At 66.0% G+C, this 13,386-nt stretch carries 18 protein-coding genes; 11 read left to right on the top strand and 7 right to left on the bottom strand.

The genetic code is table 11. From position 1 onward, the window contains the following. Positions 1-9: 9 nt before the first annotated feature. Positions 10-1,005 (bottom strand): helix-turn-helix transcriptional regulator, encoded by a 996-nt coding sequence (locus ACE3OV_RS15275; RefSeq protein ID WP_374328318.1) that lies wholly within the window; start codon positions 1,003-1,005, stop codon positions 10-12. Positions 1,006-1,104: 99 nt separating this feature from the next. Continuing rightward, positions 1,105-1,713 (bottom strand): M15 family metallopeptidase, encoded by a 609-nt coding sequence (locus tag ACE3OV_RS15270; protein ID WP_374328317.1) that lies wholly within the window; start codon positions 1,711-1,713, stop codon positions 1,105-1,107. Positions 1,714-1,915: 202 nt separating this feature from the next. Between ACE3OV_RS15270 and ACE3OV_RS15265 the strand changes: the two genes are divergently transcribed. Together ACE3OV_RS15265 and ACE3OV_RS15260 are read left to right on the top strand one after the other, a co-directional pair. Beyond that, positions 1,916-2,281: an arsenate reductase gene (locus ACE3OV_RS15265; protein ID WP_374328315.1), complete on the top strand. Its 366-nt coding sequence runs from the start codon at positions 1,916-1,918 to the stop codon at positions 2,279-2,281. Continuing rightward, entirely contained in the window at positions 2,278-3,159 is an 882-nt protein-coding gene (locus ACE3OV_RS15260; RefSeq protein WP_374328313.1) for an Hsp33 family molecular chaperone HslO, read from the top strand. Before ACE3OV_RS15265 ends, ACE3OV_RS15260 begins: the two co-directional genes overlap by 4 nt. A gap of 9 nt (positions 3,160-3,168) precedes the next feature. On the opposite strand, the gene ACE3OV_RS15255 is transcribed toward ACE3OV_RS15260, so the two are convergent. Next, positions 3,169-3,675 carry an OmpA family protein gene (locus ACE3OV_RS15255; RefSeq protein WP_374328312.1) on the bottom strand — a complete coding sequence of 169 codons (507 nt, stop codon included), beginning with the start codon at positions 3,673-3,675 and terminating at the stop codon, positions 3,169-3,171. A 1-nt stretch (position 3,676) separates the two neighbouring features. After that, on the bottom strand, positions 3,677-4,183 hold the full coding sequence (locus ACE3OV_RS15250) for a MarR family winged helix-turn-helix transcriptional regulator (RefSeq protein WP_374328310.1): 507 nt from the start codon (positions 4,181-4,183) through the stop codon (positions 3,677-3,679). A 296-nt stretch (positions 4,184-4,479) separates the two neighbouring features. On the opposite strand from ACE3OV_RS15250, the gene ACE3OV_RS15245 reads away from it, so the two are divergent. After that, positions 4,480-5,277, top strand: coding sequence for a 4-hydroxy-tetrahydrodipicolinate reductase (locus ACE3OV_RS15245; RefSeq protein ID WP_374328309.1), 798 nt, complete (start codon positions 4,480-4,482; stop codon positions 5,275-5,277). Here ACE3OV_RS15245 and ACE3OV_RS15240 read toward each other — a convergent pair. After that, on the bottom strand, positions 5,216-6,613 hold the full coding sequence (locus tag ACE3OV_RS15240) for an FAD-binding oxidoreductase (protein WP_374328361.1): 1,398 nt from the start codon (positions 6,611-6,613) through the stop codon (positions 5,216-5,218). The genes ACE3OV_RS15245 and ACE3OV_RS15240 overlap by 62 nt on opposite strands. A 144-nt stretch (positions 6,614-6,757) precedes the next feature. Between ACE3OV_RS15240 and ACE3OV_RS15235 the strand changes: the two genes are divergently transcribed. Further along, positions 6,758-7,105, top strand: coding sequence for a DUF3024 domain-containing protein (locus ACE3OV_RS15235; protein ID WP_374328308.1), 348 nt, complete (start codon positions 6,758-6,760; stop codon positions 7,103-7,105). Here ACE3OV_RS15235 and rimO read toward each other — a convergent pair whose 3' ends face one another. Continuing rightward, positions 7,106-8,428 carry a 30S ribosomal protein S12 methylthiotransferase RimO gene (gene rimO, locus ACE3OV_RS15230; protein ID WP_374328307.1) on the bottom strand — a complete coding sequence of 441 codons (1,323 nt, stop codon included), beginning with the start codon at positions 8,426-8,428 and terminating at the stop codon, positions 7,106-7,108. It lies immediately after the preceding gene. 78 nt (positions 8,429-8,506) lie between these two features. On the opposite strand from rimO, the gene ACE3OV_RS15225 reads away from it, so the two are divergent. The 6 genes from ACE3OV_RS15225 (at position 8,507) to ACE3OV_RS15200 (ending at position 11,894) form a co-directional block, all read left to right on the top strand. Next, the gene (locus ACE3OV_RS15225) at positions 8,507-9,028 is read left to right on the top strand and encodes a DUF2478 domain-containing protein (protein ID WP_374328305.1); all 522 of its coding nucleotides are present in this window, start codon (positions 8,507-8,509) and stop codon (positions 9,026-9,028) included. 174 nt (positions 9,029-9,202) lie between these two features. Continuing rightward, positions 9,203-9,589 (top strand): hypothetical protein, encoded by a 387-nt coding sequence (locus ACE3OV_RS15220; protein ID WP_374328304.1) that lies wholly within the window; start codon positions 9,203-9,205, stop codon positions 9,587-9,589. Beyond that, entirely contained in the window at positions 9,561-9,752 is a 192-nt protein-coding gene (locus tag ACE3OV_RS15215) for a hypothetical protein (protein ID WP_374328303.1), read from the top strand. The genes ACE3OV_RS15220 and ACE3OV_RS15215 overlap by 29 nt, the downstream gene beginning before the upstream one ends. Beyond that, positions 9,733-10,491 (top strand): ATP-binding cassette domain-containing protein, encoded by a 759-nt coding sequence (locus tag ACE3OV_RS15210; protein WP_374328301.1) that lies wholly within the window; start codon positions 9,733-9,735, stop codon positions 10,489-10,491. The genes ACE3OV_RS15215 and ACE3OV_RS15210 overlap by 20 nt, the downstream gene beginning before the upstream one ends. Further along, complete coding sequence (gene modA / locus ACE3OV_RS15205; protein ID WP_374328300.1) at positions 10,464-11,189, top strand: molybdate ABC transporter substrate-binding protein; 726 nt, start codon at positions 10,464-10,466, stop codon at positions 11,187-11,189. The genes ACE3OV_RS15210 and modA overlap by 28 nt, the downstream gene beginning before the upstream one ends. After that, on the top strand, positions 11,190-11,894 hold the full coding sequence (locus ACE3OV_RS15200) for a molybdate ABC transporter permease subunit (protein WP_374328298.1): 705 nt from the start codon (positions 11,190-11,192) through the stop codon (positions 11,892-11,894). It abuts the gene before it with no gap. 49 nt (positions 11,895-11,943) lie between these two features. Here ACE3OV_RS15200 and ACE3OV_RS15195 read toward each other — a convergent pair whose 3' ends face one another. Continuing rightward, positions 11,944-12,372, bottom strand: a complete 429-nt coding sequence (locus tag ACE3OV_RS15195; RefSeq protein ID WP_374328296.1) for a molybdopterin-binding protein — start codon at positions 12,370-12,372, stop codon at positions 11,944-11,946. 177 nt (positions 12,373-12,549) lie between these two features. On the opposite strand from ACE3OV_RS15195, the gene ACE3OV_RS15190 reads away from it, so the two are divergent. Then, positions 12,550-13,368: a TOBE domain-containing protein gene (locus ACE3OV_RS15190; protein WP_374328294.1), complete on the top strand. Its 819-nt coding sequence runs from the start codon at positions 12,550-12,552 to the stop codon at positions 13,366-13,368. Positions 13,369-13,386 lie beyond the last annotated feature (18 nt).

Genomic DNA, 13,386 nt, shown 5'->3' with positions numbered 1-13,386 from the left:
CTGTCGATCCTACCCGCCCCCAGTCTCACCATCTGCGACTCCCCGATACATCCCCCGCGTTTCCTCCAGCAGCCCGATCACCCGCTGGCGCAGGGTTTCGGGTTCGAGGACTTCGCAGTCCGGCCCGTATTTGAGGATGTCCATGAGCAGTTCCGGGTCGGCGCTGTAGGGTAGGCGTAGTTCGTAGCGGCCGTCGGGGAGCAGTTGGCCCTGCTGTTGCGGGTGCCACTGTTCGCCGGCGACCCAGCGGGCGCGCATGGCGGAGAAGCGCAGGCGCGCCCAGCGTACTTCGCTGCCGGCGAAGATGCCGTAGCCGGCGGCGAGTTGGCGGTCGAGTTCGCTGTCGGCGATGTCCTGGGCCGGGGTGGCGAGGGTTCTTGCCTTTTCGATGGCGTCAACGGCAAAGCTGCGCAGCGCCTGCCGGGTGTGGCACCAGGCGTCGAGATACCAGTTGTCGCGGTAGTGGACGAGACGTTGCGGGGAGACTTCGCGGGTCGTGGTGGCGGCGCTGGCCCGGGCGCGGTAGCGGATTTCCAGGCGGCGGCGGGCGAGCAGCGCGTCGGCAACGGTCTGGAAGCTGGCGGCGTGGCATTGGCGCGGCGTGGCGGCGATGATGCGGATGCGCCGGGCGATTTCCTCGGCGGTGTGGCTACCCGCGCCGAGCATGCCGATCAGGCGCTGGCGCAGGGGTTGGAGCTGGTCGCGCAGGATGCCGCTGGCGTCGATGTTTTCCAGCAGCTGCTGCATGCTGAGCAGGGCGTGGATTTCGTCGGCGCTGAGCCAGACGCCAGGCAGTTCGGCGCTGCCTGTCGGGGCGCTCAGGCGGTAGGCGCCAAGTTCGCGGTCGAAGTCGACCGGCATGCCGAGGCGGTTACGGAGGAAGGCAATGTCGCGGAAGATGGTGGCCCGCGAGACTTCGAAGTGGGACATCAGTTCCTGCAGGCTGACGCTGCGGCGGGCGCCGAGCATGCTGCGGATGTGTTGATAGCGCTCGGTTTTCGCCAATTTTCTCCCTTTCCGGACAGCAATCCCTTGGCGTGGCTCACCAACGCCGCTTTGGCAGCGGATAAAAATCAGCCGGGACTGAACCCGGCTGTATTCGCTTCAGGCGTAGATCGGTCGCCCGGCGCTGGTGCGGGCGCGCAGTTCGGCCAGCATGTCGCGTTCGCGCAGGTCGGTGGCCCAGGCGGGGCGGAGCTGGAAGTGCGGCTGGTCGACGATGGTTTTCCAGCTGCCGCCCCATTCCAGGCCGAGGTCCATGCCGAGCGCGCCGACCGCCTTGTACTTCGGGGAATCGGCCAGGTAGCGGGCGCCTTCGAAGACGCCGATGTCGAAGGCGATGCCGAAGTTGTGGTTGGAGTAGCCGGCGCGGGCGTTGGTGACTTTCGGGCCGGGGGCGGTGCGGCCCTTGGCGTAGAGGGCGTCCTGTTCGGCGTAGCTGCGCAGGCCGCTGAGCACCTTGATGCTGATGCCGTGCAACGCGGCTTTCTGGACCAGGGCGCGGGCCATCGGCTGGACTTCGGGGAGCAGCGTCAGGATGTTCTTCTCGCTGCGCGGGTCGACCGGCGAGACGGCGACGCTGACCGCCGGGGTCGCCGCTTTCGGCTTGACGATGCGGGTGTGGATGGCGCTCCAGGTTTCCGGGCCGGCCTTGCCGTCCACGCCGACGCCGAGTTCCTGCTGGACTTCCCTGATCATTTCTTCGATCTTCATTTTTCGCTCCTCCAAGTTTCACATGGGGTTGCCCCGGTTGTTCTTCAGAAACGACAAAACCAGATGTCATGATGCCATCTTGCTACCGGAAGTTCCTGCCTTTTTTGCGGCCGGCGGGATGGCTGCGGCGGCCGCGAGCGGGCTGTTATCATTGCGCCCTGTCGCGGGCCCGGCCCGCTTCCTTACCTGCAGAGCCCCGGACATGAACCCAGCCTCCCCGAGCCAGCCGATCCTGTTCGGCATCAAGAATTGCGACACCATGAAGAAGGCCATGCACTGGCTGAGCGAAAACGGCGTCGCCTACGAGTTCGTCGATTACAAGAAGGCCGGCATCGCCGCCGCCAATCTGCCCGACTGGGCGGCGCGCGCCGGCTGGCAGAAGCTGCTCAACACGCGCGGCCTGATGTGGAAGAAGCTGTCGGAGGCAGAGCGCAGCGCTGTCGACGAAGCGAAGGCGCTGCAGTTGATGGCGCAGTATCCGGCGCTGATCAAGCGGCCGGTGCTCGATCTGGGTGGCGAGCTGCTGGTCGGTTTCAGCCCGGAAAGCTACGCGGAGAAACTGAAGTGAGCGGCGGCAGCGTACGGCGTTTCCTGTTCGAGGGGCTGGATATCCGTGGTGCCGTGGTGCATCTGGGCGAAGCCTGGCAGCAGATGCAGGCGGGGCGCGATTACCAGCCGCCGGTGGCGCAACTGCTCGGCGAGGTGGCGGCGGTCACGGCGTTGATCGCCGGCCAGTTGAAGCAGCCCGGGCGGCTGACGCTGCAGTTGCGCGGCAGCGGGCCAGTGCAACTGCTGGTGATGGATTGCAACGAGGCGCTGCAGATGCGCGGCATGGCGCGCAGCAACCCGGTGGTGCTGCCGGCGCCGATACCGGAACTGCTTGGCGCGCAGCAAGGCGGCCAGCTATTGATGAGCCTGGACCTACCGACCGCGCGCCAGCCTTACCAGAGCTACGTGCCGCTGGTCGGCGACAGCATCGCGGCGATCTTCGAGCATTACCTGGTGCAGTCGGAGCAGCAGCCGTCGCGCCTGTTCTGCACGGCGGCGCCGCAGGCCGCGGCCTGCCTGTTCCTGCAGAAGATGCCGGACGCCGACCGCCACGATGCCGACGGCTGGCAGCGCGTGACCCAACTGGCGTCGACGGTGAAGACGGCGGAGCTGCTGACGCTGGATGCCGAAGAACTGCTCGGCCGGCTCTTCCACGAAGAGATCGCGGCTGGCGGCGTGCGCGTCTATGACCCGCAACCGGTGGTCTATCACTGCCCGGAAGATTGGGACAAGGTGCGCGACATGATCCGCGGCATCGGCCGCGCCGACGCCGAGACGATCCTTGCCGAACACGGCGAAATCCTGATCCGCGACGATATCTGCAACCGCGATTACCGCTTCACGGCGACCGACGTGGCGGCGATCTTCGCCGCCAGCGAGGGCAAGGCGCTCAACTGAGCGCCCCGCTCACTTCTGGTAGACCAGCTGCACGCGGCGCATCAGCTTGCGGCATTGCGGCGAGCGACAGGCTGGGCTGACCTCTTCCGAGCCGACCGCCTCGCGCCGGATCTGCGTTACCGGTATGCCGGCGCCGCGTAGCACGGCGAAGACGGCGTTGATCCGCTGTTCGGCGATGGCCAGGTTGTAGGAGCGGCTGCCCAGGTGGTCGGCGTGCCCGACCAGGGTGACGACCAGTTCCGGGTCGGCCTTCAGGCGAGCGGCGTGTTCGAGCAGGCGCTGCCGCCCTTCAGCGTCGATCGTATTGCCCGACGAGGCAAAGAAGACGCTGTTGTCGACATCGACCGCCGCCATCGCGGCTTTTTCTTCCTGCGCCGGGTTGCTGGCCGGCCTGGAGGCATCGCTGCGCACGGGCTGAGTTTCCGGCGGCGGAGCTTCGCTGACTGGTGGTTGAGCGGCGCAAGCGCCGAGCAACAGGACAGCACCGAGGACAATCACTAGCTTGGTGGTCGGCAATTCAGTCTCCTTCGCTGTTCCTGACCATATCGGCCAGCGGCATGTTGGCGTATTTTTCGTCCTTGCCGGGGATATGCTGCAGCAGTTCCGCAAGATTGATCTGCAATGTTTTCAGGACGACTTCCGGCACCGCCGCCAGCGCCTCAGGCACGACACCTTCGGCCGGGCCGGGCAAGGCGGCCAGGGCCTCATGACCGCGCTCGGTCAGTTGCAAGCCAACCCGGCGCTGGTCGCCCTTTTTCTTCTGTTTGTCGAGGCAATCCTGGGCCACCAGCTTGTCCACCAGCTGGCTGCAGGTGGACTGGTGAACGCCCATGCGCTCGGCGAGCTCGCCGATGCCGATGCCTGGCGAACGCTGCACTTCCTGCAGCACCCACATCTGCGAACCGGACATGCCGCAGCGTTCTTCGACCAACCGGAAATGCCGGCGCATGGACCCGTAAATCAGGCGGAATTGTTGCAGGACATCAATGACCCGCTGCTCCTTGGAGCTACTCAAAGCGTTCAAAACTGGCTCTTTCGAATAATAGTATTGCGCGAATTTTAAGCCTCAATTATATTGAGCACCAATGGAGTTGTAACTTAGGTCATAACCCCATTCCTTTTCGACGAGGTTTTCCATTGGGGGGTGTAACCCCCCATTTTTTTCCCGCCCGTCGCCCAGCAGCGCGCGCCGCACCTTTTGCCGGCGCCCAGGATGCGTCAAAGAACGTACACAAATCGTCCCCGCCGGGACGTCAGGCTTAGCGTTGCCCGCCAACCGGAGCGACCTGGAGATGACAAACTGCACTTGGAGGAAGAGCCATGATCAAGATTGGACTCATTGGTTACGGCAAGGCCGGCCAGGCCGTTGCCAGCGTACTGCGGGAAGACCCGCGTTTCGAGTTGTGCTGGGTGGCACGCGGCTCAAGCAGCGAGGGCGTCGACGGCCTGCCGGCAGTGAAACTGGAAGCAGAGAGTTTCGGCGACTGGCTGGACGCCCACCCGGTGGACGGCATCATCGACTTTTCGAACCCGCAGGCGATCCTCGGCTACGGCGAAGCGGTCCGCCAGCGCGGCATCATGGTGGTGACGGCGATTTCCGGCTACCCGCCGGAAACCCTGGATTACATCCGCGACCTCGGTCGCGACATCCGCATCATGTCGTCGCCCAACATCACCCTGGGCATCAACTTCCTGCTGCTGGCGGCGCAGATCCTGCGCCGCATCGCCCCCTTCGCCGATGTCGAGATCGTCGAGCAGCATTTCCGTGACAAGCCCGAGGTCTCCGGCACCGCGCGCCGCATCGCCGAGGTGCTCGATGTCGACGACGAGCGCATCACTTCGCTGCGCCTGGGCGGCATCGTCGGCCACCATGAAGTGATCTTCGGCTTTCCCTACCAGACCGTGCGCCTGATCCACGACTCGATCCGCCGCGAGGCTTTCGGCACCGGCGCCGCCTTTGCGATCGAACAACTGTCGCGCTGCGAAACCGGTTTCTACACGCAGGACAAGCTCCTGATGCGGGTGATCCGCGAAGAACTGCAGGCCGAGGAAACGCTTAGCGCGGCCCGGGCAGTTTCCCCGGATTCATCAGACCACGCGGATCCAGTGCCTGCCTGATGGTGCGCATCAGGTCGATTTCCAGCGCCGGCTTGTAGCGCAGGATTTCCTCGCGCTTCAACTGGCCGATCCCGTGCTCGGCGGAGATCGTGCCGTTCAGCGCGTGCACCGTGTCGTGCACGATGCGGTTGACCTCCGGCTGGCTGGCCAGAAAGGCGGCGTTGTCGGCGGCATCCGGCTTCGACAGGTTGTAATGCAGGTTGCCGTCGCCGACATGGCCGAAGGCGACCACGCGGATGCCGGGGAAGGCCGCCGCCAGCGCGGCATCGGCGCGCGCCAGGAAATCCGGGATGCGCGAGACCGGCACCGCGACGTCGTGCTTGATGCTGACGCCCTCGACTTTCTGCGCTTCCGAGATGGCCTCGCGCAGCGCCCACAGCGCCCGCGCCTGGCCTTCGCTGGCGGCAAGGGTGCCGTCGCCGACGGCGCCGCTGGCCAGGCAGTCGGCGAGCCAGCGCTCGACCGCCGCCGGCTCGGCATCGGAAAACTCGGCCAGCACGTACCAGGGGCTGGCGGCCGCCGGCCGCCGGGCGCCGGGGATGTGGCGCAGGACGAGGCCGAGCGCGGTTTCGGAAACCAGTTCGAAGGCGGTCAGTTGCGCGTCGAAGGCACTGCGCGCGCGGTTCAGGAGATCGACCGCGGCGGCCGGCGTCGCCACGTTGAGCCAGCAGGTGGTCTGCGTCTTGGGCAGCGGGAAGAGCTTGAGCACGGCGGCGGTGATGATGCCGAGCGTGCCTTCGGCGCCGATGAAGAGCTGCTTGAGGTCGTAGCCGGTGTTGTCCTTGCGCAGGCCGCGCAGGCCGTCCCAGAGTTCGCCGCTGGGCAGCACCACCTGCAGGCCCAGCGTCAGTTCGCGGGTGTTGCCGTAGCGCAGCACCTGGACGCCGCCGGCATTGGTCGACAGGTTGCCGCCGATCTGGCATGTCCCTTCCGATGCCAGCGCCAGCGGAAAGAGCCGGCCGGCGGCGCGCGCCGCGCCCTGGACGGCGGCCAGCGTGCAGCCGGCTTCGACGGTGATCGTGTTGTTTTGCGCGTCGACGCCGAGGATGTGGTTCATCCGCGCCAGGCTGACGACCACTGCCCGACCGCTGTCGTCCGGGGTGGCGGCGCCGCACAGGCTGGTATTGCCGCCCTGCGGCACGATCGGCGCACCGGCAGCGACGCAGGCGCGGACGACGGCGGCGACCTCGGCACTGCTACCGGGCTGCACCACGCACAGGGCGCGACCGCGGTAGCGGCCGCGCCAGTCGGTCAGCATCGGCGCCATGGTGGCCGGATCACTGAGCACCCGGTCGGCGCCCAGCAGTTGGCGCAAGTTGTCGAGCAAAGCCTGCATCACGTCGTGCATCACGTCGTATTTCCGTCGATTGCCGCCCTTGGCGGCGCAAAGCGCATTGTCGGCAGCCACCGGCGCAGCGTCAAACGCTTTCCCGGCAGCGGCCCAGCCGCTATGATTCGTTCATACCCAAGGCCCGAACCCATGCCCCTGCCCGTCCTCGCCCAGCACCTTGCCCGCAATCGCCTCGCTGCCTATTGCGAGCAACGCTACCCCCCGGAACTGCAGGACAGCGTCCGCCTCGACCTGCGCTTCGAGGACGACGCGGTCGTCCTCTACGAATCACGCCCGTCGCCGCAGCAGGCCGGCGAGTGGATCCACCTCGACATCGCGCGTTTCCGCTACAACCTCGGCTCCGGCACCTGGCTGCTCGACGCGCCGAGTTTCGGCGGCCATTCGCCGTGGCGCCAGTATTCGCACCGCCCGGAGCGCGAGCTGCGCCGCCTGCTGGCGCTGCTCGACGAAGACGCCGAGGGCGTCTTCTGGTCCTGATCAGGCAGGCTGGGCGTAGAGGTCGTGGTGGTCGGCGTCGATGACGCGGACCTTGAGGAAATCGCCGGGCTGGGCGTCGAAGAAGCCATCGAGGTAAACGACACCGTCGATTTCCGGCGCGTCGGCCTTGGAGCGGGCGATCGTCCCTTCGTCGTCGACTTCGTCGACCAGTACCTCGATCACCGTATCGATCTTCGCCGCCAGCTTGTCGGCGGAAATGTCTTCCTGGACCTGCATCAGCCAGCGCCGGCGATCCTCGCGCACGTCTTCCGGCGGCAGGCCGGGCAGTTCGTTGGCGGTGGCGCCCTCGACCGGCGAGTAGGCGAAGCAGCCGACGCGATCGAGCCTGGCGTCTTCGAGGAACTGGATCAACTGGTCGAAATCCTCGTCGGTCTCACCGGGGAAGCCGGTGATGAAGGTCGAGCGGATGACCAGTTCCGGGCAGATTTCGCGCCATTTGGCGATGCGCTCCAGCGTGTTCTCGCTCGAACCGGGACGCTTCATCGCCTTCAGTATCTTCGGGCTGGCGTGCTGGAAGGGAACGTCGAGGTAAGGCAGGATCTTGCCTTCGGCCATCAGCGGGATGACGTCGTCGACCGAGGGATACGGATAGACGTAGTGCAGGCGGACCCAGATGCCGAAGGAGGCGAGCGCGTCGCACAATTCCTTCAGGCGGGTCTTGACCGGCTTGCCGCCCCAGAAGCTGGTGCGGTACTTGAGGTCGACGCCGTAGGCGCTGGTGTCCTGCGAGATGACGAGAATTTCCTTGACCCCGGCGCGGGCCAGGTTCTCGGCTTCGGCCAGCACATCGCCGACCGGGCGCGAGACGAGCGGGCCGCGCAGGCTGGGGATGATGCAGAAGGTGCAGCTATGGTTGCAGCCTTCGGAAATCTTCAGGTAGGCGTAGTGTTCCGGCGTCAGGCGGATGCCCTGCGGCGGCACGAGGTCGGAATACGGGTCGTGCGGCTTCGGCAGGTGCTGGTGCACGTGGCCCATCACCTCTTCCATGGCGTGCGGGCCGGTAATGGCGAGCACCGACGGGTGCGTGCTGTGCACGATGTCGCCCTTGGCGCCGAGGCAGCCGGTGACGATCACCTTGCCGTTCTCGTTCAGCGCCTCACCGATGGCGTCGAGCGATTCCTCGACGGCGGCGTCGATGAAGCCGCAGGTATTGACGATGACCAGGTCGGAATCGTCGTAGCTGGGCGAAATCTCGTAGCCTTCGGCGCGCAGCCGGGTGAGGATGAGTTCGGCGTCGGAGCTGGCCTTCGGGCAGCCGAGGGAAACGAAGCCGACGGTCGGCACTTTCTGAATTTGTGTCATGCGGGATTCCAGACTGGACCGGCCGGGCCGGTGGAGAAAACGCGTATTTTATGGGGAAACGCCGAGTAAAATCGCGCCATGATGCCGCCAGCCGACCACGACCCCGAACTGCCGCCGATCGCCACCATCGTCGCCACCGCCCGCGGCGCTGCCGATACGGCGCTGCGCGACTTCGTTGCTGACCTGCGCCGGCGCGGCGTGCGGGTGCGCGGCCTGCTCCAGGAAAGCCAACCGGACAGCAGCGGTTGTCGGCACCTCCTGGTCGACATCGAAAGCGGCCGCCACTTCCCGATCTCGCAGCAACTCGGCAGCCAGTCCAACGCCTGCACCCTCGACACCGCGGCGCTGGTCGAAGCGACCTCGGTACTGCGCCGGATTGCCGACGAAGGCGCCGACCTGGCGGTATTCAACCGCTTTTCCAAACTGGAAAGCAGCGGCGAAGGCTTCGCCGCCGAAATGCTGCAGGTCATGAGCAACGGCATTCCGGTGCTCACCATCACGCCCCCCGCCTACCTGGAAAGCTGGCGCCACTTCACCGGCGGCATCGCCCGCGAACTGCCGCCCGACGCCGGCGCCCTGAACGACTGGTTCGCTGCCTGAATATTTTGTGAACGGCATTGGCGGATAGCTGACAATCGTTATATACACTACAACATATCGTAACGAATCCGACACGGCACAACAACCAAACAGCCGAAAACGCATGGCATCACTTTTGCTGAGTGAAGGGTAGTCGCTATATATGCCCTTATATTTCTAGACGAGATCCCAACAATGCAGCAGCCGCAAACCGAACAGCAACGCCGCCTGGCCGGCGACCAGGAAGCCAGGATCGACTGGTTGCGCCTGTTGCCGGCCGAATGGCGCGACGCGGTGGACGCGCCGCTGTATTTCCGGCGCTACCGCGAATACGAAATCCTCGCCGAGCGCACCATCGGCTACGACGAAGACGCCCGCCCCTGTTTCATCACTCATCAATTCGCGCTGACCCGGCTGCTGAGCGACGACGACGAGGAGTTTTACGAAAGCGTCAGCCTGGCCGAGGAAATGACCGCCTGGCGCCTGCACGACGGGCGCTGGCTGGTGCTGCGCAACACACAACCCGACCCCGGCAGCAAGAATGGAGACTTCTATGCCATCCACCCCGACGCCCCCCGCTGACGAAGCCTTCGCCATCCCGCCCGGCGCCGCCCGCGCCCACGGCTGCTGTTGCGGCTGGCGAGCGCCCGGCGGACGACCGACGGCCGAGGTCATCGAACTGGCAACGGCGCAAGCACCAGTCAGCAACACCGAAGACAAAACGCATGACGACCCCGCGCGCTGAAACCGCCGCCCGCCAGCTCTCCTTCACCCTGCGCAAGCCGCTCAATTTCGCCTGCGGCGCGGCGCAGCTCGACGCCAGCCTGCGCCTGCCGCCGGGGCAGTGGCTGGCCCTGCAGGGGCCGTCCGGCGCCGGCAAGACGACGCTGCTGCGCCTGCTCGCCGGACTGGAAAACGCCACCGAAGGGCTTATCCGCATCGACGACGAAACCTGGCTCGACAGCCACCACAGCATCTGCGTTCCCACCCGGCTGCGCCGCGTCGGCGTTGTCTTCCAGGAACTCGGCCTGTTTCCGCACATGAGCGCGCGCCGCCAGGTCGATTTCGCGCGCCGGCCGGACAGCCAGGTGCTGCCGACCGGGCAGTTGCTCGAGCTGGTCGGCCTGGAAAAGCTCGCCGAGCGTTATCCGGCCGAACTCTCGGGCGGCCAGAAACAACGTCTGGCGCTGGCCCGCACGCTGGCTTCGGCGCCGCGCCTGCTGCTGCTTGACGAGCCGCTGTCGGCGCTCGACCCGGAACTGCGCCGCGCAATGCAGACGCTGCTGCAGGAAGTGCGCGCCAGCGCCCTGGTCGATTACGCGATCCTGGTCAGCCACGATTTCGACGAAGCCTGTCAGCTCGCCACGCGCATCGTCCGCCTGCAGCGCGGCCAGGTCTGCGCCGACACCCCGCTTTCCCTCCCCCTCGCCCAGCCCTCACTGTTCAAGGAAACCTCATGTCCCTCTTTCGCCGTCTGCTGCTGATCGCCGGCCTCTGTGCCGCCCTCCCCGCCTTTGCCCAGAACCTGCTGATCGCCGCCGGCGCCGGCTACAAGCGCCCGCTCGGCGAACTCTGTGCCGCCTTCCAGAAACAGAGCGGCATCAAGGTCGAGCAGGTCTACGGCAACATGGGCAACATCGTCGCGCAAACCAAGCAGGGCGGCGACATCGCCGTCATCTTCGGCGACCAGGCTTTTCTGGCCGGCGTCGACGAGCTCGACTTCGCCAGCTTCCTGCCGCTCGGCAACGGCCGCCTGGTCGTCGCCTGGCCGAGCGGCGGCAAGCTGGGCTCGCCGGCCGAGCTGGCCGACGCCCGCTTCGCCCGGATCGCCATGCCCAACCCGAAGGCGGCGATCTACGGCATCGCCGCCAGCGAGTTCATGGAACGCAGCAAGCTCAAGGCAGCGTTGCAGGATCGCCTGCAGGTCGTCGCCACCGTGCCGCAGGTTTCCGCCTACCTAATTTCCGGCGACATCGACGCCGGCTTCATCAATCTGACCGAGGCCCTCGCCATCGCACCCAAGATCGGCGGCTACCAGGAAATCGACGGCGCCCTGTATACGCCGATCCGCATCGTCGGCGGCGTCCTCCGGGCGCAGGCGCAACGGCCCGAGGTGCTGGCGCTCGGCCGCTTCCTGGAAAGCGACGAGGCCCGTGCCATCCTCAAGCGCAACGGGCTTTGAATGGAGGTTTCCAGCGCATTCCTGGAATTGCTGGCGACGCCGGGCAACCGGCAGATGCTGTGGCTGACCGCCCGCGTCGCGCTGGCCGGCACGCTGCTCCACGCCGTCTGCGGTCTCGCCCTCGGCTACGCGCTGGCGCGGCCGGGCTGGCGCGGCCGCAACCTGCTCGACATCGTGGTCACGCTGCCCTTGGTCTTCCCGCCGATGGCCACCGGCTTCCTGCTGCTTCTTCTGCTCGGTCGCCGCGGCCCGCTCGGCGAGCCGCTCCAGCAATGGTTCGGCATCGCCCCGGTGTTCGCCTTTTCCGGGCTGCTGATCGCCGCCTTCATCGCCGGCCTGCCGCTGGTCGTCAAGCCGGTGCAATCGGCCTTCGAAAGCCTGCCGAAAATCCTGCCGGAAGCGGCGCGCACGCTGGGCAAGAACGAATGGCAGATTTTCTGCTACGTGCTGCTGCCCAACATCCGCAACGCGCTGGCCGGCGGCCTGATCCTCGCCCTCGGCCGCTCGCTGGGCGAAGTCGGCATGACCATGATGGTCGGCGGCAACATCGAGGGGCGCACGGTGACCGCCTCACTCGACATCTACAATGCGGTGAGCAGCGGCGACTTCGCGCGCGCCGCCGCCGTCTCGCTGCTGCTCGGACTGGTCAGCAGCGGCCTGTTCGTCCTGCTGCGCCGTAATGCCCGCGCCCCGCTCGGCTGGTGAACGAAAAAGGCGGCCCGCCGGCCGCCTCGCGTTCACGCCCGGCGCAAGCTCAGGCCGGCACGCCGAGGATCACGTGACTGGCCTTGATCAAGGCCGTCGCCGGTTCGCCGAGCTTGAGGCCGAGTTCGAGCACGGCTTCGTTGGTCACCACCGAATGAACGACGGTACCGCCAGCCAGCGTGATGCCGACTTCGGTATTGACGGCGCCCTTGGTCAACGCGCTGACCGTGCCGGCGAGCTGGTTGCGTGCCGAGAAACGAACGTCCGGCGCGCCCGACAGCAGCATCACCCACGGCGCCTTGACGTAGGCGACAGCGTCCTTGCCGACCGCCAGACCGAGCGACTGGACGCTGGCCTCTGTGACGATTGCGACAATTTTGTCGCCTCCCGACAAAGTGAGTTCGACTTCGGCGTTAACCGCACCATCGGTCAAGGCGGTGATTTTTCCTGCAAAAACATTGCGTGCGCTGACATTCATGAGCTTCTCCTTGGTTATCAATCCGGCTGGCCCGCTTTTCGCTATATACCTTGGCAAGCAGCGGAATCATCCCGGTCTGTCGGCAATATAACGAAACCATTTATGCACGAGCAACCATAGCGCCCCCTGGAATTTCCGGTAAACTCGAATCCGCTATATATCGAAAGACATAACAGTATGGATCAAGCCCTTCCCCGCCTGCGCAGCAAACTCGAATTCGCCGGCCCGCTCGGCACCTACCTGGGCGACACCCGCATCCGCCTGCTCGAGGCAATCGACCACCAGGGCTCGATCTCGCAGGCAGCAAAAGCCGTGCCGCTGTCGTACAAGGCGGCCTGGGATGCGGTCGACGCCATGAACAACCTGGCCGAGCAGCCGCTGGTGCTGCGCTCGACCGGTGGCAAGCACGGCGGCGGTACCCAGCTGACCGATTACGGACGCAAGGTGATCGCCCTCTACCGGGCGCTCGAAGCCGAGTACCAGGCGGCGCTCGACCGCCTGACGGCAAGCATGAACGACGGCCAGGCGAGCGACTTCCAGCAGTTCAGCCAGTTGCTCAAGCGCATGTCGATGAAAACCAGCGCCCGCAACCAGTTCGCCGGCAAGATCGTCGGCCTGCGCGAGGGCGACGTCGATTTCGAGGTCCGCCTCCGGCTCGACGACGAAAACGAGCTGGTCGCCGTGATCACCGGCGAATCGGCGGAAAACCTCGGCCTAGCGATCGGCATGGAAATCAGCGCCCTGGTCAAGTCGTCGTCGGTCCTGCTGCTCAACGACCCGGCGGTCAGAACCACCGCCCGCAACCACCTGTGGGGCGAAATCACCCGTATCCACGAAGGCCCGGTCAATTCCGAAGTGACGCTGGCGATGCAGAACGGCAAGTCGGTGTGCGCCGTCGTCACCCACGACAGCGTCGACAAACTCGGCCTCGCCGTTGGCGGCACCGCCTGCGCGGTGTTCAAGGCTTCGTCCGTGATTCTCTGCAAGTACGCCTGACCTCTTCCAACCTTTCCA

The organism is Azonexus sp. (assembly GCF_041909095.1).
Taxonomy (GTDB): domain Bacteria; phylum Pseudomonadota; class Gammaproteobacteria; order Burkholderiales; family Rhodocyclaceae; genus Azonexus.
Note: the sequence above shows the minus strand (reverse complement) of the source record. Positions and strands in the feature narration are given on the sequence as shown.